We start from the raw sequence: 26,510 nt of genomic DNA, 5'->3' as shown, positions 1-26,510 counted from the left end.
GGTTGCTCGTCCGGCGAGGGCGGCCGCGGCGAGCTGAAATGGCCGGGCGGAAGGGGCGCCGAACCCGACGCCCCGCCGAACGCCGGCTAGCTGCCGACGGATCCGGGCACGGGTTCGCGCACGACGCGATCGTGCGACAGCGCCTCGGCGCGCAGCAGGTCGTATTCTGCCTTGGCGACCGGTTGCGCGTTCGCTCGCCCCAGGTCGTTCAAATGGACACGACTGGTCTCGCGTGCGCTCCAGGCCGCGAGCGACGCGATCACGGTGATGCCGAACGCGATCGCACCGACGATCAGCCAGACGTGATGGGCGCCGGGCGGCGCGACCGCGGTGAACAGCGCGGGCAGCATCGCCGTGGCCGCGGTGCCGAGGTTCTGCGCGATGGCCATCGCCGAGACGCGCGTGCGGGTCGGGAAGAGCTCCGGGTAGAAGGCGGGGAATACCGCGTTGTAGCCCTGGTACACCACGCCCCACATCAGCATCGACATCACGAATGCGAGCGGCACGTTCCGGATGCTGATCGCATACAGGTACGCGAACGCGAGCAGCCCGGCGGCCAGCGAGCCGACGATGATCGGCGGCCGGCGGCCGACGCGGTCGGACAGGTTGCCGACGAACGGAATCACGATCATCGCAACGATATTGCCCATCACCGTGATCCAGAGATAGACATCCTTCTGGAATCCGATTCCATATGCAGGCTGAACCGCATAGGCCGCGCCGAAGATCGTGGCGACGACCGGAATCACGTTCATCATCGACATGCAGGCCACGCGCAGCATGTCGGGAAAGTGGTGCCTGAAAGCGTCGGCCACCGGCGAGCCGGCTTGCGACCGGTTGCGTACCGCTTCGTCGAAGGCCGGCGACTCGTCGACCTCGCGGCGAATGATCAGGCCCGCGACGATGACCAGCGCACTCAGCAGGAACGGGATGCGCCAGCCCCAGCTATCGAATTGCGCGGACGGCATGTAGTAGGCGAGCGGCAGGAACACGGCGGCGGCCAGCACTTGCCCGGCTTGCACGCCCTGCAGCGTGAAGCTGACGAAGTAGCCGCGCCGGCCGAACGGCGCGTGCTCCAGGATCATCGAGCTCGCGCCGGTGATCTCGCCGGCCACGGCGAAACCCTGCAGCAGGCGCAGCGTCACCAGCAAGGCGGGCGCGATCAGCCCGGCTTGCTGATAGGTCGGCAGGAGGCCGACGCCGACGGTCGAGATGCCCATCAGGAACATGCAGAACAGCAGGACGGTTTTCCGTCCGCGCGTGTCGCCGAGGTGGCCCAGCACGAACGCGCCGATCGGGCGGGACACGTAGCCGACGCCGTAAGTGGCCAGCGACGCGATGATGGCCGTCGTGGGGCTCCCGTGCGGAAAGAATATCTGCGGGAAGATCAGCGCCGATGCCGTGGCGTAGATGAAGAAATCGTAGTATTCGAGCACCGATCCGATCCAGCCGCTGATGGCGGCTTTTCTCGATTGGTGCCTGCCCCTGGGCTCGTCTCGCAAGGTCGTGGTCATCGTCGTCTCCGGATATTGATATGCGTGCCGGGCAAGGCGGGTGATGCGGGGAGTCGTCACTGCCCGATGTGTCGACTCCGTCGTGCGACCTGACCGCGGCCCGTCGATACGGCGCGCGGCGAGCACGCGCGGTGCGCAACGCCGCGCCGTGGCGACGGCTGCGCATGCGCGTCGGTCCCGCATCGTCAGCCGATGCGGGAATCGGCTTATTCGTCGCCGAGTGCCGAAACCGCGGCCCTCAGCGCCAGCAGATAACTTTGGACACCGAAACCGCAAATCTGCCCGCTGACGATCTCGGCCAGGACGGAGTGATGCCGGAACGGCTCGCGTGCATGAATGTTGGACATGTGCAGTTCGACGATCGGGCACGTGAGGATCGCAAGGGCATCGCGAATGCCGTAGCTGTAATGCGTCCATGCGCCCGCGTTGATCAGCACCGCGTCCTGGCGTTCCTCGAAAGCGCGATGAATGCGCTCGCACATCGCGCCTTCGTGGTTCGTCTGGAACGATTCCACCTGCACACCCAGTTCCGTCGCCAGCCCTTGCAGCCGCGCATCGATCTGCGCGAGCGTGATCGTCCCGTACTGCGCCGGATCGCGCTTGCCGAACATGTTGTGATTGATGCCGTGCAGCATCAGGATCTTCTTCATGCGAATCTCCGTTGCGTGTTCAATCAAAGGGCACGGCCAGGCGATCGATCACCGCGCTGGTTTGGGGGCGTACGCCGCGCCACCACGCGAACGCTTCGGCCGCCTGCTCGACCAGCATGCCGACGCCATCCGCGATTCCGTGTACGCCTGCGTTTTTCGCGAGCCGGAGAAACGGCGTCAGACGCTTGCCGTATGCCAGTTCGTAGGCCGTGCCGGCCGGACTGAACACGCTCGGCGGAACCGGCGGCAGGTCGCCGGTCAGGCTCGCCGACGTGGCATTGACGACGAGGTCGAATCGCCCCATGCGCGCGAGGTCCGCGTAGCCGCTGGCAACGAGCGGGCCGCGTCCGGCAACCTGCGCGGCCAGTGCGCGCGCCTTGTCGACGTCGCGATTCGCGATGACGAGTTCCGCCGGGCCGGCTTCGAGGAACGGCAGCAGCGCGCCGCGTGCCGCGCCGCCGGCACCGAGCACCAGGACACGCTTGCCGGCCATCGGCAGATTGAGGTTCGTTTCGATATCGCGCACCAGCCCGATGCCGTCGAAGTTGTCCGCCAGGATGCGGCCGCCGTCGAACTTGAGCGCGTTGGCCGCGCCCGCGAGCTGCGCGCGCTCGCTGCGTTCGTCCGACATCGCGAACGCGTCGAGCTTGAACGGCGCGGTGACGTTGATGCCCTTGCCGCCGCCGTCGAAAAACGCGCGAACCGCGTCAGCGAAGGCGCCTGCCGGTTCGATCGGCCCCTCGATCGCCGTATAGCTGAGGTCCTGCCGCGTCTCCTGCGCGAAGAGGCCGTGAATCAACGGGGATTTCGTGTGTCCGATCGGATTGCCGATCACCGCGTATTGGTCGGTCATCATTGGCTCGCTTTTGAGTAGAGGACGCCGTCGGCCTGCATCGCGTCGATTTCGGCCGGATCGAACCCGAGGGAACGCGCGATCTCCGCGTTGTGCTGCCCGAGATCGGGCGCGACGTCGCGAATCGTCGTGTCGCAATCGGAAAACCGGAACGGCAGGTTGGGCAGGCGCAGCGTCCCGTAGCGCGGATGCTGTTGCTCGACGACCATGCCTCTGGCCTGGATCTGCGGATCGTTCAACACCTCGTCGATGCGCTGCACCTTCGCGCACGGAACGTCGATGCCGTCCAGCAGATCCAGTACCGACGCGACGGAACGCGCGGCCACCCACGGCTCGACCACCGACAGAATCTCCGCGCGGTGCGCGTTGCGCCCGGTGCTGTCGTGAAACCGCGTGTCGGCGCCGAAGCCCGCCGGGCCGCCGTGCGTCGCGATCAGCTCGGCGAAGCGCTTCCACGCGTCGTCGACTTGCGCGGCGATCACGAGATCGCCGTCCGCGGCGCGAAACACGCCGTAGAGCGTCGAGGTCGGCATGTCGTGCCCGGTCTGCTCGGGCAGCACGCCCTGCAGCGTGTAGCACTGCACCGCATATTCGTGCATCGATACCAGCGTGTCGTACAGCGCCATGTCGACATGTTGCCCGCGGCCGCTCTTCACGCGCCCCAGCAGCGCGGCATTGATGGCCGCGACCGCATGGATGCCGGTGTACATGTCGCCGAGCGAGATGCGCAGCAGCGGCGGCCGCTCGCCCGGCGTGCCGACCATCTGCATGATCCCGCTCTTGGCTTCCGCGATCAGCCCGAAGCCCGCGCGATGCGCGTCGGGGCCGGTATGCCCGTAGGCCGAAATCGAGCAGTAGACGAGGCCCGGATTGCGCGCGGACAGTTCGGCATAACCGAGCCCGAGCTTGTCCAGCGCGCCCGGCCGATAGTTCTCGATGAACACGTCGGCGGAGTCGCACAGCCGCTGCATGAACGCCTTGCCGCGCGCGTCCTTCATGTTGACGCTCACGCCGCGCTTGCCCATGTTGAGCTGCAGGAAGTAGCCGCTTTGCTGGTCGTCGAGCACGGTCGCGTGCTGCCGTCCGGCGTCACCCGACCCGGGCCGTTCGACCTTGATGACCTCGGCGCCGAGCGCCGCGAGACAGCGCCCGACATACGGCCCGGCAAGAAAGTGGCTGTAGTCGACGACGCGAATGCCTTCGAGTGGGCGAGCCTGCATTACAGTGCCTCCGGGCGGCGCGGCACCATCAGGCGATGCTCGCCGCGTTGAACGACCTGACCGTCCTGATTGATCAGCTCCGACGGCAGCACGACGATGCCCCAGTCCGGGCGGCTCTTGCTGGCCCGCATCGAGCCGACGCGGAACTTCACGTGCAGCACGTCGCCGACCTTGATCGGCAGCAGGAAATCCCAGGTCCAGCCGAGCGACATGCCCGGCAGAAAGCGATAGTCGCTCTGCGTCTTCAGGCCGTCGGCGATGGACAGGCCGAACAGCCCGTGCGCGACGAGGCAGCCGAAATGGCTCGCGTTCGCGTATTCCTCGTCCACGTGGACGGGCGTATGGTCGCCGGTGAGGTCGGCGTACGCGAGAATGCGCTCCTTGGTCACGATGTAGTTCGGGCTCGTGCACGTGTCACCCTCGCGGGCGTCGTCCCAGTATTTTTCGACGATCGTCATGGTCACGCCTCCGCGCGCGGGTTGATTGCCAGCGCCTGTGCGACGCAGGAAGCCGGTCTGGCCTGGATCAGTTCGACGGCGAGCCCGTCGGGCAGGCGAAGCCAGTTGCGCCCCTGCGGCATCTCCGTCACGCCGAATCGTTGGGCCGCGGCCAGCGCGGCCTCCAGGTCTTCGCACATCACGCCGAGATGGGCGAGGCGGCCCTCCGGGCCTTCGTATTCCGGCGCGTGGATGAACTGCAGGCCGCCGAGCGTCCAGTACTGCCGCGGCGCGTCGAGCGTGCCGTCCACTTCGCGCAGGGTCATGCCGAGCACGTCCTCGAAGAAACGGATGTGCCAGCGGATGTCCTTCACCCAGATCGCAACGTGTTCGAGATAGGCTTTCGTGGCATTCATGCGGCCGCCTCCTGCCGTTGGCGGTCGGCCATCGCGCGTTCCAGCCCCTTGATGCAGGCGACGAGCGTTGCATTTACCGGGGTCGGCACGCCGTAGCGCTGGCCCCAGCGCACGACCGAGCCGTTGATGAAGTCGATCTCCGTGATCGAACCCTTCTCCAGGCTTTGCAGCATCGACGTCTTGAAGGTCGCGGGCAGCCCCTCGGCGGCCAGCGTCCATGCCTGTTCGGGGTCGGTCATCGACAGCTTCACGCCCGCAGCCTGCGCCGCCGCGATCGCCTCGGCCACGGCCGCGAGCGACGTCGCCTTCAGCAGCGGCTCGTCGTAAAGCTGCCCGTAGGTGAGGCCGGTCAGGCCCGTCAGCGCACCCGTCGCGACGTTCACCAGCAGCTTGTCCCACATCGTGCCGACGATGTTGTCGCTGATCGTCGTGGCGAGGCCGGCGGCATTGAACGCCGCGGCGATCGCCTCGACTCGCGGTGTGATGCGGCCGTCGAGTTCGCCGATGTAGGTGTATTTGCCGATCACGCCGGACTCGATATGACCCGCGCCGCGCAGCACGCCGCCGACGTAGGTCTTGCCCGCGAGGACGCGCTCGCGGCCGACGACGTCGATCAGGATGTCCTCGTGTCCGAGGCCGTTCTGCAGCGACAGCACGGCGGTATCCGGCCCCACCAGCGATTGGGCGCCGCGGATGGCCGCATCGGTGTGGAACGACTTGACCAGCACCACCACCAGGTCAGCCACGCCGACATCGGCAGCCCGGGTCGTCGCGTGGACGCGTACGTGGCGGGTGCCGCCGGCATCGTCGACGCGCAGGCCGTCGCGGCTCATCGCATCGACGTGTGCGGGCGAGCGGTCGATCAGCCAGGTCACATGGCCGCCTTGGGTGAGGGTGGCGCCGATCGCGCAGCCCAGTGCGCCGGCGCCCAGAATTGCTATTTTCAATGGTTTCTCCTTTGTCGACGAGAGTTGGCGCTTTGGCGCCTTACTCTGGTCCCATGCAAAGCTGACGTATGGCATCACGATAGGCGTCGCCGCTCATGCCGCCAATGCAATGGATACAATGGCGTCATTGCCATGGACAATAACGCCGCGATGCCCGCCGACCTGCCCGACCTGAAGCTGCTTCAGCTTTTCGATCTTCTTTACGACGTGCGCAGCGTCACGCGCGTAGCCGAGCAACTGGGCCAGAGTCAGCCGACGGTCAGCATCTGGCTCGGGCACTTGCGGGAACACCTTCACGATCCGCTTTTCATCCGGACGCCCGGCGGCATGGCGCCGACACCGCAAGCCGACGCGCTGATCGGGCCATGCCGGGAAATTCTCGAATCCCTGCGGCGCTTCACTGCGTGGGAGATCGCGTTCGATCCCGCGACGGCCCAGCGACGGTTTCGCATCTGCATGACCGACGCGAGCCACGTCACGCTGCTTCCGCGGCTGCTGGCCCATGTCCGGGCGCAGGCGCCCGGCGTCCGGCTGGAAGCCGCACGGATCGACGGCAATACGGAGCGCGCGCTCGAATCCGGCGAAGCCGACCTCGCGATCGGCTATGTGCCGTGGCTGGGCGGCGGCATTTATCAGCAGAAGCTGTACGACCAGGACTGGGTATGCCTGGCCAACCGGCATCACCCGAGAATTCGCGGTCGCCTCGGGGCGAAGCAGTATCGTTCCGAAGGACATGTCGCCATTACGGCGGGAACCGGGGCGCAACTCCTCGAGCAGGCGCTGCGGCAGGCGCGCATCGAGCGCGACGTCGTGCTGGAGCTGCCGGGTTTTCTGGGCCTGGGGGCGATCGTCCAGACGACCGACCTGATTACGACGCTACCCCGTCATATCGGCCAGACACTGGCTCAGGCGAGCGATCTGGCGGTTCATGCATGCCCGATCCCGGTCGACGGGTTTGCGGTACGGCAGCATTGGCATGCGCGATATCACCATGAGGCGGGCAATCGATGGCTGCGTGGTGTCGTGATTCGATTGTTCGGTGCATCGGATTGACCTGCGGGTTTGGCGTTCGCGACGGATGCCAGGCTGGCCGGTGTTTGGTGGGATGTAAAACGTCCAGAAAGCCGTGCTTTTCGACGTTTTGCGTCGGTGTTCGACGCGGTTGAGATTTTTTTGGTCGCACCGAGGCGATATGATTTCTCCAGCCCCAACACCGTCGGCCAATCCATGACGCGCGCCAGCATTGCTGCGACGCGGCCCCGCAAGCACGAGAGAGTTGTATGCCGGACACGCCAATCGTCATCGTCGAACACGCCCGCAGGCGAACCGCCCAAGTCCGGGCCGGCGACGTTCCCGCCGCCTTGCAGGATGGTCCCAAGTGGGTGTGCCGTATCGTCGCGGATCACGCACAGAGATCCTGCGAAGGGCACCGATCCGCTGCAAGCGCGGCTGAAATGCTCGGCCGACTGAAGCCTGCGAACGTCGCGTTGACGGATCCTGTCCCGAGCGCCGGCGGCTGGCTGGCACGCGCTTCGACCGACGGGGCGGGCCGGTGTCGAGCCTATGCGCATCTCGGTGCGAACCGGATCCTCGAGATGGTCGGCATGCCGGGCGTCGGCCCGTGGCTTGACGAGCACGATACCTGGTGGCCCGGCGCGTACGAGCTGCCGCTGCTCGAGCAGTTGTCCGCGGACGAGTCGCCTCTGCGCAACCTGCTTGGCGCCACTGCGCCCGCCCATCTGCTGATGAGCCTGACAGAAGTCGACGGCACCGCACTCGTGACCGAATCGGACGATGGCATCGAGCGCCCGTTCCGTATTCCTGCAGGTGTGGACACGATCCATTTCGAACCCGTATGCATCCGCGGGCCAGCCGCGCAGTGGCGCGAATCGCTCGTTACCGCGTTCGACCGTGTCCGGCATCTGGTCGGGCTCAGATCGGCCCGTCCTTTTTATCTTTGACGCAAGTACCCGTTCTCCGGCAGGCCACGCCATGACCGACGCACTCGACTCCTTCGACCGCAAGATCCTGAATATCGTCCAGCGCGATTGCACCGCGACGGCGGACGCCATTGCCGAACGGATCGGTCTGTCCACCTCGGCCGTGCAGAAGCGGCTGAAACGCATGCGCACCGAAAAGATCATTTCAGCGGAAATCGCGGTGGTCGATCGCGCGGCGGTCGGCAGGCCGATGACGTTCATTGCGGCAATCGAGATCGAACGCGAAAACTACGAGACGGTCGCCAGGTTCCGCGAGTGGTCGAAGGCGCACGACGAAATCCAGCAGATCTACTACGTGACCGGCTCCGTCGACCTGATCGCGATCATCACCGCACGCGACGTCGAGGCGTACGACCGGCTGTCCGCGCGGATCATGCAGAGCAACCCGATGATCCGCCGGATCAACACGAATGTCGTGCTGAGCGCGGTCAAGGTCGGGCTGTTCGTGCCGGTCGACAAGGACGACGAACCGCCGGCCACCTGACGCAATTGCTTCGCGCGGCAACGGGCGATCCGCCCGTTCCGCATGACAAACCGCAACGGATGACTACCTGATTCGGGCGAAACGACTAATTTGAAAATCGATTCGCATGACTAACCTGTATCACGTGGTCAATGAACAGGAGATGATCGAGATGGAACTCAAACTGGCACTGGTCGGTTTCGGCGGAGTCAATCAGGGACTGGTCGAACTGCTCAGAAAGAAGCGTGCAATGCTGGGGGCGGCGGGACTCGACGTATCGGTGACGATGGTCGCCGACCTGCGGCTCGGGATCGCGACGAATCCTCGCGGTATCGCGCTGGACGTCCTCGACGAAACCGCGCGGCGGGGCGTCGATGCGGAAGCGCTGCGCCGCGATCCGGGCACGCTGGTGTCGCCGGACGTCGGCCTCGGTGCGGTGCTGAAGGCCATCGCATCGGACCACGTGGATGTCGTCGTCGAGGCGACCTTCACTGATCCGAACACCGGCGAGCCTGCGCTGTCGCATTGCCGTACCGCGCTCGAATGCGGCAAGCACGTGATCACGACCAACAAGGGGCCGATCGCGCTCGCGCAGCCGGCACTGGCGCGGATCGCCGCGCAATCGGGTGCCTGTGTGATGTACGAAGGCACGGTGATGAGCGGCACGCCGGTGCTGCGGCAGCTCGCGACCTCGCTGCGCGGCTGCGACATCAACGGCTTTGCCGGCATCCTGAACGGCACGTCGAATTACGTCCTCGGTGAGGTCGAGGCCGGCGCGAGCTTCGATGCGGCGATCCGGGATGCGCAGCAGCGCGGCTATGCGGAGGCGAATCCGGCGGCCGACGTCAACGGTTCGGACGTACAGCTGAAAGTCGTCATTCTGGCGAACGCGCTGTGGAATGCCGGCCTCAAGCGTGGCGACGTGACGTGCCGCGGCATCGTGGAATTGACCGAGCACGACGTGCGCGCGGCGGCGGCGGAGCGTATGTCGTGGCGGTTGATCGGTTCTGCCGTCCGTCATCCGGACGGCACCGTGACCGCGAGCGTCGAACCGCGCAAGCTCCCGGCCGGCCATCCGCTGCTTGCCGCGAGCGGCGTCACGAACGCGATCACGTTCGACACCGACGTACTCGGCGGCGTGACGATCAGCGGGCCGGGTGCCGGCCGTGAGGAAACGGCGTTCGCGATTCTCTCCGACCTGATCGAACTCGCGGACAGAATCGGCGCAACCTCGCACGAGGTGGCGGCATGAGCGCGCGCGATGCGGTGATGACCGACTGCACGGGAGCCGGCATGGCCGATGTTCGGTCGCCCTATGACGGCTCGATCGTCGGCCAGGTTCGCCTGTCGCCTGCAGATGCGGCGCCGGTCCTCGTCGAGCGCGCGCTCGACGGCGCGCGCGCGGCCGCAACCCTGCCACGCAGCCGGCGGGCCGACATCCTGTTTCGCGCGGCCGCGAGCGTGGAAGCACAAGCGGAGACATTCGCACGCACGATCGCGCTCGAAGCGGGCAAGCCGCTGCGGCAGGCCCGCAAGGAAGTCGCGCGCTGCGTGAACACGCTGCGCCTGTCGGGCGAGGAAGCGAAGCGACTGGCCGGCGAGACGATCCCGTTCGACGGGTATCCCGGCTCCGAGGATCGCAGCGGCTACTACACGCTGGAGCCGCTGGGCGTGATTCTCGCGATCACGCCCTTCAACGACCCGCTGAACCTCGTTGCACACAAGCTCGGGCCGGCGCTCGCGACCGGCAATGCGGTCATCCTGAAGCCCTCGTTGCTCGCGCCGCTGTCGGCGCAGGCCCTCGTCGAGGTTCTGTGGGAAGCCGGGGCGCCGCGCGACACGCTGCAGATCGTGCACGGCGGCACGGATATCGCGTCGGCCCTGGTGCGCGACCGGCGGATCCGGATGGTGACCTTTACCGGCGGCCCGCAGACCGGCGAAGCCATCACGCGCGATGCGGGACTCAAGAAGATCGCGATGGACCTGGGCGGAAATGCGCCGGTGATCGTCATGGCCGACTGCGACCTGAAGGATGCCGCCGAATCCTGCGTGTCGGGCGCGTTCTGGGCGGCGGGACAGAACTGCATCGGCACACAGCGGATCTTCGTCGCCGAGGCCGCATACGAGCCGTTCGTCCGGTATTTCGTCGAGCTGACCGGCAGGATGGTCGTCGGCGACCCACTGGACGATGCGACCGACATGGGGCCGATGATCGGCGAGGAACAGGCGATCCGCGTCGAACGCTGGGTCGACGAAGCGGTCTCGTGCGGTGCGACGGTGCTGAGCGGTCATCGCCGACGCGGGGCGCTGTATGAACCGACGGTGCTCGCGGATGTGCCACACGACGCGCGCGTATGGACCGACGAGGTGTTCGCGCCGGTCGTGACGATCGAGAAATTCACCGACCTGCAGCAGGCGCTCGATGCGGCCAACGCGTCGGAGAGCTGCCTGCATGCAGGCGTGTTCACCAGCCGGCTGGAGGTGGCGCTCGGCGCGGCCGAGCAACTGCAGGCGGGCGGCGTGATGATCAACGATTCTTCCGACTACCGCTTCGACGGCATGCCGTTCGGCGGATTCAAGCATGGGTCGCTGGGCCGCGAAGGCGTTCGGTTTGCGATGACGGAAATGACGCAGCCGAAGGTGGTCTGCTTCAGGCGCAACCGGCGGCTGTCGAGCTGATGCGCCGCGCCGGCGCCTGGCGGGCCGGCGCGGCGCGAACCGGAGCGGTGTGGTGAGCAACGTATCGAAGAAGGAGTCGAGGATGCCAGCAGCAATTCCTGCATGCAAACCGGCGGCGGACGCGCTGGTGGTCGAGGATATTCACAAGTCGTTCGGCGGTGTCGAGGTGCTGAAGGGCATCTCGCTGACCGCGAGGAATCACGAGGTCGTGTCGATCCTCGGCAGCAGCGGGTCAGGCAAGAGTACGTTCCTCAGATGCATCAACCTGCTGGAAATGCCCGACCGCGGCCGGATCTGCGTGAACGGCGAAACGCTCGCGCTGAAGCCGGCGGGACGCGACGGCGCGCTCGTCGCGGCCGATCCGCAGCAGGTGATGCGCGTGCGCCGCAAGCTCGCGATGGTGTTCCAGCAGTTCAATCTCTGGGCGCACATGACCGTGCTGCAGAACGTGATGTTTGTGCCGGTGCGCGTGCTCGGCGTGCCGAAGCGCGACGCCCGCGACAAGGCGATCGCGATGCTCGAACGGGTCGGGCTCGCCGGCAAGTGCGAACACTATCCGAACCAGCTGTCGGGCGGCCAGCAGCAGCGCGTCGCGATTGCACGTGCACTCGCGACCGACCCCGACGTGATGCTGTTCGACGAGCCGACGTCGGCGCTCGATCCCGAGCTCGTCGGTGAAGTGTTGAAAGTGATGCGCTCGCTGGCCGACGAGGGGCGCACGATGCTCGTCGTCACGCACGAGATGGGGTTTGCACGTGAAGTCGCGAACCGGGTCGTGTTCGTCCATCAGGGAAGAATCGAGGAAGACGGCAGTCCCGATGAGGTGTTCGCGAGCCAGAAGTCGCCGCGTTTCCAGAAGTTTCTGTCCAGCATCATCTGATGCGGATTCATTGTCAACCGGAGAGGAAACCATGAAGAAGCTGCTTCAGTCGCTGTGCGTGGGCGCGGCATTGCTCGGCTCGGTCGCGCACGCCGAGCAGGTCGTGCGGATCGGCACGCTCGCCGATTACGCGCCGTTCGAATACAAGGATGCATCCGGCAAGCTGCAGGGCATGGAGATCGACGTCGGCAAGAAGATGTGCGACACGATGAAGGTCAAGTGCCAGTGGGTGACGATGGATTTCGACGCGCTGATTCCGGCGCTCAAGGCGAAGCAGATCGATGCGGTGCTCGCGCAGATGTCGAAGACGCCGGAGCGCGAGCAGTCGGTGGACTTCTCGCGCATTTTCACGACGGCGCCCGTGCAGCTCGTCGCGAAGCAGGGCTCGGGCATCACGGACAACGCCGCCACGCTGCGTGGCAAGACGATCGGCGTTCAGACGGCCTCGACGCACGAATCCTATCTGCGCCGCCGCCTGCCGGCGAGCAAGTCGGGGATCAACGTGAAGGTCTATCAGACACTCGACGAGGCCTGGCTCGATCTCGAGGCCGGGCGCGTCGATGCGGTGTTCGCCGACAACACGGTCGCGTACGACTGGCTGACGAAGGCCGGCAGGAAGGAAGGCTTCGACTTCGTCGGCAAGCCGATCGCCGATGCGGAGATCTTCGGCGACGGTACGGCGATCGCGGTACGCAAGGGCGACGCGCCGCTGAAGGCGCTGTTCGACAAGGGCATCGCGCAGGTGCAGGCGGATGGCACGTTCGCCGCAGCCAACAAGCGCTATTTCCCGTTCAGCATCGCGCCGCAATAACCGCGTATCGGGACCGCGCGGTCGCCGTATGGCGGCCTGCGCGAATCGGGCTCACAAGGAGCGATATTACGATGGACATCTTGGTGAACTACGGCGCGCAGATCGCGGCTGGCGCGCTCGTCACGCTGGAGCTCGCGGTCGCCGCGCTGTGCGTCGGCATGTTGCTCGGCATCGCCGGCGCATCGGCAAAGCTGTCGAGCCTGGGGTGGCTCAGACATGCGACCTATGCGCTGACCAATTTCCTGCGCGGCATTCCCGAGTTCCTGATCCTGTTGATCTGCTACTTCGGGCTGTCGCATCTGCTCAACGCGCAATTCGATGGCGCCATCGTCATCAGCCCGTTCTCGGCCGGCGTGATCGCGCTCGCCGTGGTGTTCGGCGCCTACTCGTCGGAGATGTTCCGCGGCGCGTTCATCGCGGTGCCGGCCGGACAGATCGAGGCCGCGCGCGCGTACGGGATGACACGCCTGCAGACACTGTGGCATGTGCGCCTGCCGCAGGCGTGGCGCATCTGCCTGCCGAGCCTGAACAACATGTGGCAGAACTTGCTGAAGGACACGTCGCTGGTGTCGATCGTCGGGCTCGAGGACATGCTGCGCAAGGCCAACATCGCCGCGCAGTTCACCAAGCAGCCATTCGTCTTCTACGTGACGGTCGGCATCGTCTATTTCGGCTTTCTCGCCGTATCCAACCCCGTGTTCGCGTGGCTCGAGCGCATCGCGGGCCGCGGTTACGCAAAACGCACCTGACGGGGGCCACGTGATGAACGACTTTCTTTCCCTCATCGTGCAGTCCGGCCCGGACGTCGCGCGCGGCATATGGATCACGCTCGAGCTGCTGGTGCTGTCATGCACGCTTGCGTTCGCGCTCGCGGTGCCGCTGGCGGTCGCGCGCACGTCGGCGTGCCGGTGGCTGTCGACACCGAGCCGCCTGTTCATGTCGGTGTTTCGCGGCACGCCGCTGCTGGTGCAGATTTTCGTGCTGTATTACGGGCTCGCGCAGTTCTCCATCGTGCGTGCGTCGCCTCTGTGGCTGCTGGTCGGCGGATCGTTCTCGTGTGCGTTGTGCGCGCTGACGCTCAATCTCGCGGCGTACATGGCGGAAGACATCCGGGGCGGGATCGCCGGCGTCCCCGCCGGCGAGAAGGAAGCCGCGCTCGCGTTCGGGATGAGCCGCTTCATGCTCACCTGGTTCGTGATCGTGCCGCGCGCGATCGGCATCGTCGCGCCGACGCTCGGCAACGAGATCGTGCTGCAACTGAAGTCGACCGCGCTTGCCAGCACGATCACCGTGCTCGACCTGACCGGTGTCGCACGCCGCATCGCGATCGAAACCTATACGACCGATGCGCTGATGCTGGCCGGCATCGTGTACGTCGGCATCACGGCGGTGCTTTCGACCGTGCTCAAACGCATCGAAGGCCTGCTGAATCGCCATCTGGGCAGCGCGCGTGCTTGACAGGCGCCGAATGAACGCGACACAACCAACGATCCGAGGACGACATGGGATACAAGCTTGAAACGCTGGCGCTGGCTGCGGACCGCGACGTGACCGACGAGAAGTCGGTCGCGCCGGCGATCCACTATTCGGCGGTGTTCAAGGCAGCCGGCAGCGAGGAATTCGCGGAGATGTCGAGCGTGCCGCAGCATCCGCGCAACTACACCCGCTACGGCAATCCCGTTCACGAGCGCGTGAAGGCGGTCATGGCGGAGCTCGAGGGCACCGAGACCGCGCTCGTCACCGCATCCGGAATGGGCGCGATCGCGACCGCGATCCTCAGTGTCGTGAAGGCCGGCGATCACGTCGTCGGACAGACGCGTCATTACATGAGCACCACGAAAATGCTCGACGACATGCTGCGCCGGTTCGGTGTCGAGGTGACGTTCGTCGACCAGACCGACGTGGTCGCGTTCGATCGTGCGATCCGGCCGAATACGCGGCTGATCGTGCTCGAGTCGCCGGTCAATCCGCTGCTGCTCGTGACCGACATCGCCGCGGTGACTGAAATCGCAAGGGCGCGCGGCATCCTGACGCTCGCGGACAACACGTTCGCGTCGCCGGTCAATCAGCAGCCGCACCGGCTCGGTGTCGACATCGTCGTGCACAGCGCGACCAAGTATCTGGGCGGTCATCACGACCTGACCGGCGGCGTGATCTGTACGAGCCGCGTGCTCGCAGAGCAGATCTGGCATACGCACATCACGCTCGGCTCGGTGCTGTCCCCGATGGACGCGTGGCTGCTGCTGCGCGGGCTGCGCACGCTGCCGATGCGCGTCGAGCGGATCAACGCGAACGCTCAGGCGCTCGCCGAATTCCTCGAAGCGCACGCGAAGATCGAACGCGTGTTTTATCCGGGCCTGCGCAGCCATCCGCAGCACGGACTCGCATGCCGGCAGATGCGCGGCTTCGGCGGTGTGGTGGCGTTCGGCGTGCGGGGAGGCTACGGCGAAGCGCAGCGCTTTGTCGAGGCGCTGCGCTTGCCGCTGAATGCAGGCAATCTCGGCGGCGTCGATTCGCTCGCGATCCATACGGCATCCATGTGGGCGGGCACGATGTCGGCGGAGCAAATGCGCGCTGCCGACATTCCGCTCAATTTCATCCGCTATTCGGTCGGCATCGAGCACATCGACGACCTGAAAAGCGATATCGCGCAAGCATTGGAGCAGATCTGACACGGACCGGTGCGCACGCTCGATCGACGTCTCGTGTGCGTCGCGCCGACCTTTGAATCGATTCGGGCACGAGATGCGCGGATTGCAACGACGGAGCACGGACTATGCATGACATCACAGTACTCGACGGCGGCATGGGGCGCGAACTGGCGCGGATGGGGGCGCCGTTCAGGCAGCCGGAGTGGTCGGCACTCGCGCTGATGGAAGCGCCGCATTACGTCGGCCTTGCGCACGACGCATTCGTCGCGGCGGGTGCCGACGTGATCACCGCAAACAGCTATGCGGTCGTGCCGTTCCATATCGGCGAGGAACGGTTCCGTCGCGACGGAGTCGCGCTCGCGGCCCTTGCCGGGCAACTCGCGCGGCAAGCGGCGGACCGCGCAGGGCGGCCCGTGCGCGTCGCAGGATCGCTTCCGCCGACTGGCGGTTCCTACCGCCCCGACCTGTTCGACGCGGCGCGCGCCGATGCCATCTTGGCGACGCTCGTCGATGGGCTCGATCCCTACGTCGACCTGTGGCTGGCCGAGACGCAGAGCCTGACCGACGAGATCGGCGCGGTCCGGCGAGCGCTGGGTGAGAATCCGAAGCCGCTCTGGGTCTCGTTCACGCTGCGCGATGACGTCGAAGCAGACGCCACGCCGGTATTGCGATCGGGGCAGACGCTCGGCGAAGCGATCGACGCCGCCGTGTCCGCGCGCGCGACCGCGCTGCTGTTCAATTGCAGCCAGCCGGAGGCGATGGGTGCGGCGATCGAGACGGTGCAGCGCGGGCTTGCGCGAACGGGAACGTCGCTCGTGATCGGCGTCTATGCGAACGCGTTTCCGCCTCAGCGCGCCGATGCGCGTGCGAACGAGGAACTCCACGGTTTGCGCGGCGACATCGATCCGCCCGGCTATGCAAGATGGGCGGAGCAGTGGCTTGCGCTGGGCGCGCGGATCGTCGGCGGATGCTGCGGAATCGGCCCCGGCCACATCGCGGCATTGCGCGACGCGGTCGATGCACGCGGTGCCCGGCACACCGGGCTCGGCGAATGAAGATCGACGGCCTGGACCAGAAGATAATCGACGCGTTGTGTGCCGATGCGCGGATTCCGCTCGCGGTGCTGGCCGACAGGATCGGTTTGTCCAGGCAAGCGGTCCGGAACCGGATCGACCGGCTCGAAGCACTGAACATCATTGCAGGCTATACGGTGCGGCTCGCATTGCCCGATGAGGTCGTGCCGGTGCGCGCCGTGATGCTGGTTTACCGCAAGGACCGGATGCGCGGTGCGGACGTGCTTGCCGCACTCGAGCGGATCGCCGAGGTGCGTGATTGCGCGGTGCTCAGCGGCGAGGTCGATTTGCTCGTACAGATAGAGGCCGCCACACACGAGCGCGTCAGCGACATCTGGGCGACGATCAGTGCGATGGACGGTGTGCAGAACATGACGACCAGCTTCGTGCTCGATTCGGTTGTCCACAAGCGTTGACCAAACTGGCGCGACGGGAAAGGAGCAGGTGGGGTAGCTTGCCGATCATGACCCGATCCTGTCATTCGCCTGTACTTCGGCTGCAACATCCGACTGTCGGCCCTGCCCGGGTATCGGACTCTCGCCTATCGATCAGTCTTCTCGCGCAAGCCGCAGCAAGATGTCGGCGAGGGCTCGAATTTTCGGTTGTGCCGCACGTTGGGACGGATATACGAGGAAGTAGGAAAGGCCGTCCTGAACCACGTCCTCAAACGGCGTCACCAGCGATCCGGCACGGAGCCGGTCTCGTGCCATTCGTGGGTCGCCGATTGCAATTCCGTGTCCATCCATCGATGCCGCGAGCGTCAATTCGAGGGTATCGAATACAAGTCCACGTTCCGCATCGATCTGGAGCGCCCCAACATGATCGAGCCAGCATCTCCACTCCGCGTGGCTGGGCCCGGGATGGAGCAAATCGACATGCGCAAGGTCGGCAACGGATCGCAGTGATGTTGCCAATGCGGGCGCGCACATCGGCGTGAGCGTCTCGGAAAACAGCGGTACCGCTTCCATACCGGTCCACTGTCCCGTGCCTCGCACAATGATGGCATCGACGTCGGACGTAGTGAAATCCGGCGTATCGTCCGCGGATGTCGAGATACGAAGCTCCGTCCCGCTCATGGCGCGATGAATGTCCGGCAGCCGCGGGAGCAACCAGCGAATGGCGAACGTGGACGGCAACTTCAAGGTGAGAACCGAGGTCGTCCGCGCATGGAAGTCTGCGTGCTGAACCAATTGCGTAAGCACGTTGACCGCGACCGTCAGCAGTCCATTTCCTTCTGCTGTCAACGTCAGACCCGATACGTGGCGCACAAAGAGCGCGCATCGATAATGCGTTTCCAACTGCTGTATCTGGCGGCTCACCGCGCCTTGCGTACGGCATAGATGAGCCGCCGCCTTGCTGACGCTGCCAAGCTGCGCCGCGGCGACGAATGACTGAATCGCTGCCAACGGTGGGAGGGGCCGCGTCAGGTCAGCCAGCGGATATGCATGCGCTGCATACCCGGATTGCACATTTTTCGATTGTTCGGTCATCGGTGCGTCGCTATCGTGCGTCTACCGGATGCCCTGTTCTTGCGAATGAACGGGGTTGTCAACGAATGATCGGAGGATAATTTTGGACTCAACGTCGGGATCACTATATACGGAACAGGTTCGCGCGTACCTTCGGGAACTGGAGCGAGGCGATGTCGGTGCCATCTGCGCGCTATTTACGCCGGACGCGCAGATTTTCTCGCCATTTCTCGGCTGGATGCATCCTGAGGCCTTTTTTTCGAAGGTCGCTGCCGCGTCGGGAGAAAGCAAGATTACACCGATCGATATCTGCGTCAGCGCGAGTGGGGCTCGACGTGCGACAGGTTACTTCATCTACGACTGGGGCCTGAAAGACGGATCGGCGGTGCGCTTCGAGTGCGTCGACGTGTTCGAGTTCGACATCGCGGGGCTCATCGAACGGATGATCATCGTCTACGACACCCATCCGATTCGGAGTACGGTCGGCGACAAGTACGCGTAGCGGAATCGATGTCGCTCAATACCGAGGGGTGGTGTTTGCGGAGGGCTGCTCCGCATGACGTCAAACTTCCGTGTACGCGGTCTCTCAGGCCGCCACATACGGTCTGCGAATACTGGAATCAAAGCGATGGCGAATCACTACAAGCGGCCGATACCGCTGATCCCAGCGTTGGTTATTCAATACCCGTTGCCCCGTCTTTTGTCGCCGGACATAGGCCGACTACAGCATGAGGGTCGCCACAATTTGGGAGACTCGCAACGGGTGTGCTTTGCCTTAACCAATGGTGCCTGTCTTGAGCGATGTGATGTAGCGGTACGTTCTCTGCATGTCCCTTCGATACGAGCTGTTCACAGCGTCGCCAGACCTCGGCGGCTTCGCGTGCTAATCCCTCACGCCCTGCGCCGAGCTCATGAAGTTGACGCTGATCCGCGTGCCCTCGATTTCCGGTTCCTTGGGCACGCAGTGCACCCAGTCTTGCTGCGCGCGCCCTCCCATCACCACCAAGTCTCCGGAAGACGGTTTGAAGGTCACGGAGCGGCCGCCCTTGATCGGCTTGATCAGGAACCGGCGTATCGTGCCGAGCGTCAGGACGGGCACGATGCAGTTGAGCTTCCGGCACGAGCCGTGGTCGCGATGCCAGCCTGTACTGTCTTGCCCGTTGCGATAGAGGTTCATCCACAGGCCGTCGTATTCCACGCCGTAGTGACGCGACAGCGCGCGGACGGCCTGCAGCAGGCGCGCGTCGGGCACATCGGCGACATGCTTGTAGACCGCCGTCATGCGCGGCTCGCGAAACACCTGGTTGAACATGCGCCGATCGTGCTCCAGCCACGGAACGCTGTTGCGCAACTGCTCATAGAGCTGCGAAGCCCCCGAAATCCATCCGGGCACGATGTCGATCCAGGAATGAGCGTCGAGATCGAAACGCCTTGCCGATCGAAAGGACTCGTCTATCGAGAATTCGGCGTCGCTGCTTCCGAACAAATCGCTCTGTGCAGGTACCGTGCTCGGGATCCGTGTGATTGAATTCATCGTGCAAGTTGATCGCTTCCGGGGGTGACGAGTCACGCGGCCGGGAAAGGTGTCGATATGAGTCGTAGTCAGGCCGAAGCACCGTGATTCATCGCATGCCACGCACGCAGCACCGAATAGCCGCGCCAGGGCCGCCATTTCTCTGCGGCTTGTGCCGCGGCACGGGCGCTACCTACACCCAGGGCTTTTTGCAATGCGACGTCGCCGGCGGGAAAGGCGTCGGGCCAACGCAGCGCGCGCATGGCGATGTACTGCGCCGTCCAGTCGCCGATGCCGGGCAGCGCGCACAATTCGGCGCAAGTCGCAGCGACGTCTACGCCGGGGTGCAAAGCGATGCGCCCGTCCTGCACGGCGTGCGCCAGCGCATGCAGCGCGGTCTGGCGTTGCCGCGTGATGCCCAGGCGGCCGAGCTCATCGCCGGTGGCGGCCGCCAGGGCAGCAGGCGTGGGAAAGAGACGATCCAGACCCGCGACAGGCGTTTCGATCGGATCGCCGAAGGCCGCAACCAGTCGCGCGCCCAGTGTGCGTGCAGCGGCCACGGTGACCTGCTGGCCCAGCACGGCGCGCACCGCCAGCTCGAAGCCGTCCAGTGTGCCCGGCACGCGCAAGCCTTCGCCCGACGGGAATGCGGCGTGCAGAGCCGCGTGGATGGCGATCGGGTCGGCGTCCAGATCGAACGCGGCGCGCACACGGTTGATCAGCGCCGGCAGGGCGGCGGCCAATGAATCGCTGATCGTCAGCACGGCCTGCGCGCGATCTTCGTCGAAGCGAGCGCGCAACCAGCCGCTACGCGCCTGCGTCCCTTGCACAAGCCGCAGCGTTCGCGTGTATTCCAGGCCCGCGACCTGCTCGACGCCGGGCAACGCGCGCAGGCGCAAAAAGCCCACCATTGCCTGTACGTCATAGGGAGGCCGCCAGCCGAGTCGCACGGTCACGCCTTGTCCATCGGACGCGGATCTGGCCCGGCGCAAGGCGCTGGGATTCAGGCCGTAGTGGCGCGAGAAGGCATCGTTGAAGCGTCGGACGCTGGAAAAGCCGCTGGACGCCGCGACCTGGCTCATCGGCAATCGGGTGTCGGCAATCAGTTGCTTGGCCGCCAACAGCCGGCGTGTTTGAAGGTATTGAAGCGGCGACACGCCAAAGTGTGCGTCGAAAATGCGGCGCAGATGGCGGTCGGTCACACCCAGCCGTTGCGCAATGCGCGGCATCAAGCCGCCGCTCGACTGCCCGAAGGTCGGGCGCGCGGAGGTCATGTGCCGCCATGCGTCGGGTTCGTCCATCAACCTTGCGGCCTGCAGGGCCAGGATGCGCGAAGCGTCCTCCGTGCTCCAGGATGCCGCGCGCGGAGCCAATTCGGGGCGGCAACGCAAGCAGGGCCTGAAACCGGCCGCTTCTGCCTCTGCCGCGTGACGGTAGAAGCGGAGGTTCTCGCGACGCGGTGTCTTCACGCGACACACCGGACGACAGTAGATGCCGGTGCTGGTGACGGCCGCGAAAAAGGAGCCGTCGAAGCGCGCGTCGTGCGCCTTCAGCGCCAGGTAGCAGGCGTCGCTGTCGGGGGTGTCGATGGGGGTAGGCATGGGTGACATCGTATATCCCGCGCGCCCACGACGTGCGCCATTTTCGGACATGTGGTCTGTCGGCTTTGCGCCGCCAAACACCGGGCATCTCGAGCATCCGGGACGGCAGAAAATGATTGCGCGGTTCGGCCCCGCCAACCTCACGGAACGCGGTATGCGCTTGACTTCAGGGTGATCGGGAACCTGGATCGTGCGTGAGGCAGTGCCGTGCGCTCATAAAACGGACCGGCCCTCACGACGGCGCATTCTCGTTCCCTCGCAAGAATCGGAGTTGCCGCGCGACCTCTCCCCGGCAAGGTGTCGCTACGCGCAGGCCAGATGATCAAGCCGTGAGTGGCATGGGCCATAGCGGCCCCATTTCTTTGCGAGCCTGCCGCTTGCGGCGGTGGTTGTTGCCGATGCGTTCCAGCGACCTCCTGGCGGGGCGATCACGGCGATCGGATCGTCGACCCTTGCCTGCGTCCAGCCGTTGCCGGCAATCGATCGTGACGCGGCGGCGTGCCGGTACCCGCTTGCCCGCCGACACCCCCCGAAACATCGGATGCGACACCTTAATCCCGCAGTAACTCTTTTAATGCAATTCGCTAAAAAATCGAGGGTAATTATTTAAATAGCCGAAACTATTTAATTTATTTCATTTTAATCAAACAAAACATCCGTGCCGGCAAAGGTATTTAAGTTCGCCTCGTCATTCAATGTGGCTGCGTCCGTTTCAGGCAAGCCAGTCGGTGCTATAGAGGCGATTCGAATTTACGACCCCTTATATGCGATCTAAAAATCGGTCGAAAATGTAAAGCATTGCAATATCAAGGAGAGAGTTGAGTATTCCGATTGCGATGCATGATTTTATTTGGCAGGATTTTCATCAGGTTGCTCGATTTCAAGACAACAATGCAGCCGGCCATTCAATCAGTCGAAACAACACGTGCCGGATGAGCAACGATCCGAAAGGCAGCTGACGAAGAAACGGATAACGAGGCGGCGGACGGGCGACATCGTTCGCGTTCATTGAAGCAATCGTTTGCCTGGGCGTCGATGCGTCACTCGAGCGACCCGGGCGGATTCGATACGGGGCAGCCATGGCGATACTCATGAACGATTCTTCCGGGGAAGCGTGCCTGCTCCGCGCGTATCACGTGTTCGGCCGGGATGCCGCGCGTTGCGATACGGTCATCCGGGATGCGTCGGTGTCCCGTGTTCACGCCCATATCCGCTGGGTGGGCGGGCTGTGGGAACTCCACGATCACAGCAGCAACGGCACGTCGCTGTCCGGCGTGCCGTTACGCCACGGCGATCACGCGGTACTGCAGCCGGGTGACATGATCCGGTTCGGCAGGGCCGGCATCGCGCCGTGGCGCGTCGATGCGCTCGACGATCCGGCCGATACGCTGTGGCCGATACGAGGCGCTGCGCATCCGATCGTGCTCGCGCCGCGCCAGATCCTGGCCGCACGCGCCGCGCAGCCGGTCACGATCGTCCGGTCGCCGGCCGGCGAATGGCTGTGCGACGACACGTTGCCGCCGCGCGCGCTCCATGACGGCGACGAAGTATCGACCGGCGACGCCACGTGGCGCCTGGCACTCGCGCGCAATGGTTCGACGATGAGGCTCGCCGCCCCCGCCGATCCGGCCGTGCCGGCACAACTGCTCGAATTCCTTGTCAGCCGGGACGAAGAGCATGTGCGCATGCTGCTGCATGTTCGCGGCGGCGTGGTCGACCTCGGCGAGCGCGCGCATCACTACAGTCTCGTCACGCTTGCCCGCGCGCGCTCGGCCGACATGCAGGCCGGCTACGACGCCGCCACGCAAGGCTGGATCGAACTCGACCGGCTGGCGCGCATGCTCGGCATCGATACGTCCCATGTCAACGTGCAGATTCACCGCGCCCGGAGCCAGTTCGCGGCCCTGCCGGGGCTGGGCGCGAGCCAGCTCGTCGAGCGCCGGCGCGGCAGCGTCAGGTTCGGCGATTTCCCGTTCCGCGTCATGCGCGGCGCGCATCTCGAATGCCAGTCGGTGCCGCCCGCTCAGCCGCGTATCGGCGTGCATCGTCCGGCGCCGGCCCCGGTAGTCCATTGCTCATGAACTCGAGAGAACCGGTCTCGGCGCCGGCCGTGCCCCTCGCGCCATTTGCGGAACTGGCCGGCAAGCGGCGTTACCGGCTCGGTTCGTTGCTCGGCGAAGGCGGCAATGGTGTGGTGTTTCGCGCGACCTGCTGCGAAACGGGACAAGCCGTCGCGATCAAGCTGATGCGGGATCACGCCGTGCGGACCGCGACGGAGCGCGCGCGCCAGCGTGCGCGCTTCCAGCGCGAGACGAGCCTGTGCGAGGCGCTGCGGCACCCGAACATCGTGGCCTTGCTGGACAAGGGGGAAGCGCCCGACGGCCGGCTGTTCGCCGTATTCGAGCTGGTGCAGGGCCGGACCTTGCGCGACCGGCTCGCGGCACAGGGGCCGCTGTCGGCCGTCGACACGGGCCGGCTGATGGCGGAGGTGCTCGACGCGCTCGCGGCCGCGCATCGCCGGGGCATCGTGCATCGGGACCTGAAGCCGCAAAACATCGTGATCGCGATGGCCGACGACGGGCCGCACGCGAAGCTCCTCGATTTCGGCATCGGTGCGTTGCTGCCCGGCGCGGAGGACATCGGGCGCCAGACCCTGACGCTGGCGACCGAGGTGCTTGGCTCGGCGTCCTATTGCGCGCCCGAGCAATTGCGCAACGAGCCGCCGACGCCAGGAAGCGACCTGTATGCGTGGGGCCTGGTCGTGATCGAATGCCTGACGGGCGAGGTCGTCATGCGCGGCGCGAGCGTGGCCGACATTCTCTATCAGCAGCTCAGCCCGGCGAATGTCGCGTTCCCTCCGCCGATCGCATCGCATCCGCTCGGCGCGGTATTGCGGCGCGCGCTGAGCAAGAATCCGGAGCAGCGCGCCGCGTCGGCCGACGAACTCGCGGAAGCGTTCCGCACGCTCAACTTCGCGGCGCTCGTCGGCCGTTTCGATGCCGGCCGCGCAAGCGGGCCGACGCATCCGCGCCCGTTCGCGCCGTACGGCGAGCCGATCGCAACGGCGGGCGGGTACCGTCAGATCACCACGTTGTGCTGTTGTGTGACGATCACCGGAGAAGGCCGGCGACGCCACGCCGGGGTCGATCACGACGCCCTGCTCGACGGCTACGAGGAGCAATGGCAGACGAAGTGCGCGGATATCGCCGTCGGATACGGCGCGCAGGTCGACGCACGGCTCGGCGACACGCTGCTGTTCCATTTCGGCCTGCAAGGCGACATCGATTGGCCGGCGCGCCGCGCGGCGCGCGCGGCACTCGACATGGTACGGGTGGCCGGGCGCGCACGGCTGCCGGTGCCTGCGGCGGCCGGCGGCGAAGCCGGTGGTGCAAGCTGGCGCGTCGAAGTGGCCGCCGCGATTCACGTCGGGCAGGTTCTCGCCCATGCGTCGCATATGTCGGGCGTATCGACGCCTGCCGCGGCTGCGCGGCTGCTGCGGCTTGCCCGGCCCGGACAGATTCTGATCAGTGACGATGCGCGGCTGGCGCTCGAACGGCATGCGGACTGTCGGCCGACTCCGTTGCGGCTCGCGCAGGCGGGCCTCGTGCCGCAGCCGGTTCACGAATTGCTCGGCGAGCGGCGCGCCGATACGCCGTTCGATTCGCTCGACGCCGGCATGCGGGCACCGATGGTCGGCCGCGCGCGCGAACTCGACGTGCTCCTGCGCGCGTGGCAGGAGACGCTCGCACGACATCGTCGCGTGATGCGCGGCGAGCCTGCGCCGCACGGTGTGCCGCGGCTGGTCGTCGGCGACGCGGGGCTCGGTAAATCGCGCCTCGTACACGAGTTGTGCGAGGCCGTCCGGGGCGAGGGTTCTGCCTGCGCGTATTGCGGGTGCCTGCCCGAGCGGGAGAATCACGCACTGTTTCCGATCCTGCGATTCATCGCCGCGCATTGGCATATCGACGCCGACGACCCGGCGGATCTCGCGCTCGCGGCGATCGACACCATGATCGCGCCGCTCGAATGCGATCACGCGGCGGCCCGTGTCGCACTCGCGACCTGGCTGGGGGTGCCCTGCGAAGGGACGAGGGTCCCATGGTCGAGTGCGCGCGAACGACACGCATTGTTCGACGTCCTCGAGCAACTGATCGTGTCGCTCGGCAATGGCGCGCCGGTGTTGTTCGTCGTCGAGGATGTCCAGTGGATCGACCGCTCGACCGAGGATTTTCTTGCGTACCTGCGGCGTTCGCCGCGCGCGGCGGCGCTCGGCATCGTGCTCACGTCGCGCCCCGACCAGCTCGCGCGCTGGCGCGGCGCGACCGAACGCCTGGTGTTGCGCCGCCTGCCGCGCGACGACGCGCAGCGCCTGATGTCGGCATGCCTGGGCCCGGGCGAGCTCGATCCGCTCTGGCTCGACCCGCTCGCCCGGCGCACGGCGGGCATTCCGCTGTTCATCGAGGCCGTCGCGCGCGAGCTGACGATGGGCGGCGCGGACGGCACGCTCGCCGGGCTGCTGACGACGGATCCCCGTCCGCTTCCGCTCAGTCTCGGCGGGATGCTCGGTCGAGCGTTCGACCGGATCGACGACGCGCGCGACACCGCGCAGCTCGCCGCGACGATCGGGCTCGAGGTGGATGCGCAACTGCTCGTCGCGGCTTCGCCGCATGATCGCGCGACGCTCGACGCGCACCTGCAGTTGCTGCTCGAGGAACGGATCCTGTACGCGCAACATCGGCGCGATCGTGTGGTCTATTCGTTCCGCCATGCGTTGATTCGCGATGCGGCGTATGCGTCGATGCCGCCCGACCTGCGGCGCGGCAACCAGGCACGCGTCGGCCGCGCGCGGGTGGCGTAAGCCGGGCGCGGCGCCGGTGCGCATGCGTCCGGCGTCGCGGAGCACTTCGCGCGCGCGGGTGTGCGGGTGGCGTTTGCGGGCGCTCGACATCACCACCGATCTCGAGGTGCCGACGGTGGCCGCGCCGGCGGAAAATCCGCAGGACGGGCGCTTTTCGATCGGCTTCGGCTCCCGTCCGGATGGCCGAATCGCGGTGCAGCGCGCGCTGACCGAAATCAATCAGTTGTTCGATGTCGAGGCGGAGGGGCGCTGTGTCATCTCTGGCCGCGTTTTGGTGCACGACGGCTTTACCCGGTGCCGGTGGATCTTGGGTGGTGCGCCCGGCCACGCAGCGAAGCCGAGTTGAATCCGGCACTGCTGTTTCCGTGACTTGACCGGTCGTCCGCCAGCGGAGCCGGGTTCCGGGCGCGACGTCGGTCGAGGTGTAGTTTCATCTCGTGCTCCCGCTTTCGTCTTTCGAAATCCTGACGTATTT

At 65.8% G+C, this 26,510-nt stretch carries 24 protein-coding genes and 2 pseudogenes; 16 read left to right on the top strand and 10 right to left on the bottom strand.

What is annotated here, in order from left to right; genetic code table 11:
- Positions 1–86: 86 nt before the first annotated feature.
- The 7 genes from E9536_RS14920 to E9536_RS14890 all read right to left on the bottom strand — a co-directional run bounded on the left by E9536_RS14920 (position 87) and on the right by E9536_RS14890 (position 6,037).
- On the bottom strand, positions 87–1,514 hold the full coding sequence (locus E9536_RS14920; protein ID WP_060371782.1) for an MFS transporter: 1,428 nt from the start codon (positions 1,512–1,514) through the stop codon (positions 87–89).
- 206 nt (positions 1,515–1,720) lie between these two features.
- Positions 1,721–2,164 (bottom strand): type II 3-dehydroquinate dehydratase, encoded by a 444-nt coding sequence (aroQ, locus tag E9536_RS14915; protein WP_027790151.1) that lies wholly within the window; start codon positions 2,162–2,164, stop codon positions 1,721–1,723.
- Positions 2,165–2,183: 19 nt separating this feature from the next.
- Positions 2,184–3,017 (bottom strand): shikimate dehydrogenase, encoded by an 834-nt coding sequence (gene aroE, locus E9536_RS14910; protein WP_059685017.1) that lies wholly within the window; start codon positions 3,015–3,017, stop codon positions 2,184–2,186.
- Positions 3,017–4,237 (bottom strand): CoA transferase, encoded by a 1,221-nt coding sequence (locus E9536_RS14905; RefSeq protein ID WP_048021202.1) that lies wholly within the window; start codon positions 4,235–4,237, stop codon positions 3,017–3,019. Before E9536_RS14905 ends, aroE begins: the two co-directional genes overlap by 1 nt.
- On the bottom strand, positions 4,237–4,695 hold the full coding sequence (locus tag E9536_RS14900; protein ID WP_021157528.1) for a MaoC family dehydratase: 459 nt from the start codon (positions 4,693–4,695) through the stop codon (positions 4,237–4,239). Before E9536_RS14900 ends, E9536_RS14905 begins: the two co-directional genes overlap by 1 nt.
- Positions 4,696–4,697: 2 nt before the next feature.
- The gene (locus E9536_RS14895; protein ID WP_027790149.1) at positions 4,698–5,090 is read right to left on the bottom strand and encodes a VOC family protein; all 393 of its coding nucleotides are present in this window, start codon (positions 5,088–5,090) and stop codon (positions 4,698–4,700) included.
- Positions 5,087–6,037 carry a ketopantoate reductase family protein gene (locus E9536_RS14890; protein WP_136470086.1) on the bottom strand — a complete coding sequence of 317 codons (951 nt, stop codon included), beginning with the start codon at positions 6,035–6,037 and terminating at the stop codon, positions 5,087–5,089. Before E9536_RS14890 ends, E9536_RS14895 begins: the two co-directional genes overlap by 4 nt.
- Positions 6,038–6,169: 132 nt before the next feature.
- On the opposite strand from E9536_RS14890, the gene E9536_RS14885 reads away from it, so the two are divergent.
- From E9536_RS14885 to E9536_RS14830, 12 genes are all read left to right on the top strand, one after another.
- Entirely contained in the window at positions 6,170–7,090 is a 921-nt protein-coding gene (locus E9536_RS14885; protein ID WP_027790147.1) for a LysR family transcriptional regulator, read from the top strand.
- A gap of 227 nt (positions 7,091–7,317) precedes the next feature.
- On the top strand, positions 7,318–7,998 hold the full coding sequence (locus E9536_RS14880; protein ID WP_091923837.1) for a hypothetical protein: 681 nt from the start codon (positions 7,318–7,320) through the stop codon (positions 7,996–7,998).
- Positions 7,999–8,029: 31 nt separating this feature from the next.
- Positions 8,030–8,521, top strand: coding sequence for an Lrp/AsnC family transcriptional regulator (locus E9536_RS14875; protein ID WP_027790145.1), 492 nt, complete (start codon positions 8,030–8,032; stop codon positions 8,519–8,521).
- Positions 8,522–8,627: 106 nt separating this feature from the next.
- A complete protein-coding gene (locus E9536_RS14870; protein ID WP_247873445.1) occupies positions 8,628–9,752 on the top strand; it encodes a homoserine dehydrogenase in 1,125 nt (374 codons plus the stop codon).
- A complete protein-coding gene (locus E9536_RS14865; protein WP_136470085.1) occupies positions 9,749–11,179 on the top strand; it encodes an aldehyde dehydrogenase family protein in 1,431 nt (476 codons plus the stop codon). The genes E9536_RS14870 and E9536_RS14865 overlap by 4 nt, the downstream gene beginning before the upstream one ends.
- A gap of 82 nt (positions 11,180–11,261) precedes the next feature.
- The gene (locus tag E9536_RS14860) at positions 11,262–12,059 is read left to right on the top strand and encodes an ATP-binding cassette domain-containing protein (RefSeq protein ID WP_136470084.1); all 798 of its coding nucleotides are present in this window, start codon (positions 11,262–11,264) and stop codon (positions 12,057–12,059) included.
- A gap of 31 nt (positions 12,060–12,090) precedes the next feature.
- Positions 12,091–12,870, top strand: a complete 780-nt coding sequence (locus tag E9536_RS14855; protein WP_059699163.1) for a transporter substrate-binding domain-containing protein — start codon at positions 12,091–12,093, stop codon at positions 12,868–12,870.
- A gap of 71 nt (positions 12,871–12,941) precedes the next feature.
- The gene (locus E9536_RS14850) at positions 12,942–13,619 is read left to right on the top strand and encodes an ABC transporter permease subunit (RefSeq protein ID WP_059699164.1); all 678 of its coding nucleotides are present in this window, start codon (positions 12,942–12,944) and stop codon (positions 13,617–13,619) included.
- A 13-nt stretch (positions 13,620–13,632) separates the two neighbouring features.
- On the top strand, positions 13,633–14,328 hold the full coding sequence (locus tag E9536_RS14845) for an ABC transporter permease subunit (RefSeq protein WP_081066296.1): 696 nt from the start codon (positions 13,633–13,635) through the stop codon (positions 14,326–14,328).
- 44 nt (positions 14,329–14,372) lie between these two features.
- Positions 14,373–15,542, top strand: coding sequence for an aminotransferase class I/II-fold pyridoxal phosphate-dependent enzyme (locus E9536_RS14840; RefSeq protein WP_059699166.1), 1,170 nt, complete (start codon positions 14,373–14,375; stop codon positions 15,540–15,542).
- Positions 15,543–15,646: 104 nt separating this feature from the next.
- Positions 15,647–16,576, top strand: coding sequence for a homocysteine S-methyltransferase family protein (locus E9536_RS14835; protein ID WP_124546350.1), 930 nt, complete (start codon positions 15,647–15,649; stop codon positions 16,574–16,576).
- Positions 16,573–17,010, top strand: coding sequence for an Lrp/AsnC family transcriptional regulator (locus tag E9536_RS14830; protein WP_027790136.1), 438 nt, complete (start codon positions 16,573–16,575; stop codon positions 17,008–17,010). Before E9536_RS14835 ends, E9536_RS14830 begins: the two co-directional genes overlap by 4 nt.
- A 132-nt stretch (positions 17,011–17,142) precedes the next feature.
- On the opposite strand, the gene E9536_RS14825 is transcribed toward E9536_RS14830, so the two are convergent.
- A complete protein-coding gene (locus tag E9536_RS14825) occupies positions 17,143–18,084 on the bottom strand; it encodes a LysR substrate-binding domain-containing protein (protein ID WP_060083140.1) in 942 nt (313 codons plus the stop codon).
- Between the two features lie 82 nt (positions 18,085–18,166).
- Between E9536_RS14825 and E9536_RS14820 the strand changes: the two genes are divergently transcribed.
- On the top strand, positions 18,167–18,565 hold the full coding sequence (locus E9536_RS14820; protein WP_027790134.1) for a nuclear transport factor 2 family protein: 399 nt from the start codon (positions 18,167–18,169) through the stop codon (positions 18,563–18,565).
- Positions 18,566–18,946: 381 nt separating this feature from the next.
- Here E9536_RS14820 and E9536_RS14815 read toward each other — a convergent pair whose 3' ends face one another.
- Positions 18,947–19,597: an alpha-ketoglutarate-dependent dioxygenase AlkB gene (locus E9536_RS14815; protein ID WP_168799530.1), complete on the bottom strand. Its 651-nt coding sequence runs from the start codon at positions 19,595–19,597 to the stop codon at positions 18,947–18,949.
- Between the two features lie 68 nt (positions 19,598–19,665).
- Positions 19,666–21,177, bottom strand: a complete 1,512-nt coding sequence (locus tag E9536_RS14810; RefSeq protein ID WP_136470082.1) for an AlkA N-terminal domain-containing protein — start codon at positions 21,175–21,177, stop codon at positions 19,666–19,668.
- 1,079 nt (positions 21,178–22,256) lie between these two features.
- Here E9536_RS14810 and E9536_RS14805 point away from each other — a divergent pair.
- The 3 genes and pseudogenes from E9536_RS14805 to E9536_RS14795 all read left to right on the top strand — a co-directional run.
- On the top strand, positions 22,257–23,258 hold the full coding sequence (locus E9536_RS14805) for an FHA domain-containing protein (RefSeq protein ID WP_027790120.1): 1,002 nt from the start codon (positions 22,257–22,259) through the stop codon (positions 23,256–23,258).
- Positions 23,255–26,095, top strand: a pseudogene (locus tag E9536_RS14800) (TOMM system kinase/cyclase fusion protein); the annotation flags it as partial. The gene E9536_RS14805 and the pseudogene E9536_RS14800, both read left to right, overlap by 4 nt.
- A 4-nt stretch (positions 26,096–26,099) precedes the next feature.
- Positions 26,100–26,404: pseudogene (locus tag E9536_RS14795) on the top strand (YcaO-like family protein); the annotation flags it as partial.
- Positions 26,405–26,510 lie beyond the last annotated feature (106 nt).

Source organism: Burkholderia sp. LS-044, assembly GCF_004803625.1.
Classification (GTDB): Bacteria; Pseudomonadota; Gammaproteobacteria; order Burkholderiales; family Burkholderiaceae; genus Burkholderia; species Burkholderia cepacia.
This window is presented reverse-complemented; position numbering and strand designations above follow the sequence as displayed.

Bases quoted from the DNA above. Each gene is read 5' to 3' on its own strand.
- E9536_RS14920 (WP_060371782.1), bottom strand. From the start codon at position 1,514: ATGACCACGACCTTGCGAGACGAGCCCAGGGGCAGGCACCAATCGAGA.
- aroQ (WP_027790151.1), bottom strand. From the start codon at position 2,164: ATGAAGAAGATCCTGATGCTGCACGGCATCAATCACAACATGTTCGGC.
- aroE (WP_059685017.1), bottom strand. From the start codon at position 3,017: ATGACCGACCAATACGCGGTGATCGGCAATCCGATCGGACACACGAAA.
- E9536_RS14905 (WP_048021202.1), bottom strand. From the start codon at position 4,237: ATGCAGGCTCGCCCACTCGAAGGCATTCGCGTCGTCGACTACAGCCAC.
- E9536_RS14900 (WP_021157528.1), bottom strand. From the start codon at position 4,695: ATGACGATCGTCGAAAAATACTGGGACGACGCCCGCGAGGGTGACACG.
- E9536_RS14895 (WP_027790149.1), bottom strand. From the start codon at position 5,090: ATGAATGCCACGAAAGCCTATCTCGAACACGTTGCGATCTGGGTGAAG.
- E9536_RS14885 (WP_027790147.1), top strand. From the start codon at position 6,170: ATGGACAATAACGCCGCGATGCCCGCCGACCTGCCCGACCTGAAGCTG.
- E9536_RS14880 (WP_091923837.1), top strand. From the start codon at position 7,318: ATGCCGGACACGCCAATCGTCATCGTCGAACACGCCCGCAGGCGAACC.
- E9536_RS14875 (WP_027790145.1), top strand. From the start codon at position 8,030: ATGACCGACGCACTCGACTCCTTCGACCGCAAGATCCTGAATATCGTC.
- E9536_RS14870 (WP_247873445.1), top strand. From the start codon at position 8,628: ATGACTAACCTGTATCACGTGGTCAATGAACAGGAGATGATCGAGATG.
- E9536_RS14865 (WP_136470085.1), top strand. From the start codon at position 9,749: ATGAGCGCGCGCGATGCGGTGATGACCGACTGCACGGGAGCCGGCATG.
- E9536_RS14860 (WP_136470084.1), top strand. From the start codon at position 11,262: ATGCCAGCAGCAATTCCTGCATGCAAACCGGCGGCGGACGCGCTGGTG.
- E9536_RS14855 (WP_059699163.1), top strand. From the start codon at position 12,091: ATGAAGAAGCTGCTTCAGTCGCTGTGCGTGGGCGCGGCATTGCTCGGC.
- E9536_RS14850 (WP_059699164.1), top strand. From the start codon at position 12,942: ATGGACATCTTGGTGAACTACGGCGCGCAGATCGCGGCTGGCGCGCTC.
- E9536_RS14845 (WP_081066296.1), top strand. From the start codon at position 13,633: ATGAACGACTTTCTTTCCCTCATCGTGCAGTCCGGCCCGGACGTCGCG.
- E9536_RS14840 (WP_059699166.1), top strand. From the start codon at position 14,373: ATGGGATACAAGCTTGAAACGCTGGCGCTGGCTGCGGACCGCGACGTG.
- E9536_RS14835 (WP_124546350.1), top strand. From the start codon at position 15,647: ATGCATGACATCACAGTACTCGACGGCGGCATGGGGCGCGAACTGGCG.
- E9536_RS14830 (WP_027790136.1), top strand. From the start codon at position 16,573: ATGAAGATCGACGGCCTGGACCAGAAGATAATCGACGCGTTGTGTGCC.
- E9536_RS14825 (WP_060083140.1), bottom strand. From the start codon at position 18,084: ATGACCGAACAATCGAAAAATGTGCAATCCGGGTATGCAGCGCATGCA.
- E9536_RS14815 (WP_168799530.1), bottom strand. From the start codon at position 19,597: ATGAATTCAATCACACGGATCCCGAGCACGGTACCTGCACAGAGCGAT.
- E9536_RS14810 (WP_136470082.1), bottom strand. From the start codon at position 21,177: ATGCCTACCCCCATCGACACCCCCGACAGCGACGCCTGCTACCTGGCG.
- E9536_RS14805 (WP_027790120.1), top strand. From the start codon at position 22,257: ATGGCGATACTCATGAACGATTCTTCCGGGGAAGCGTGCCTGCTCCGC.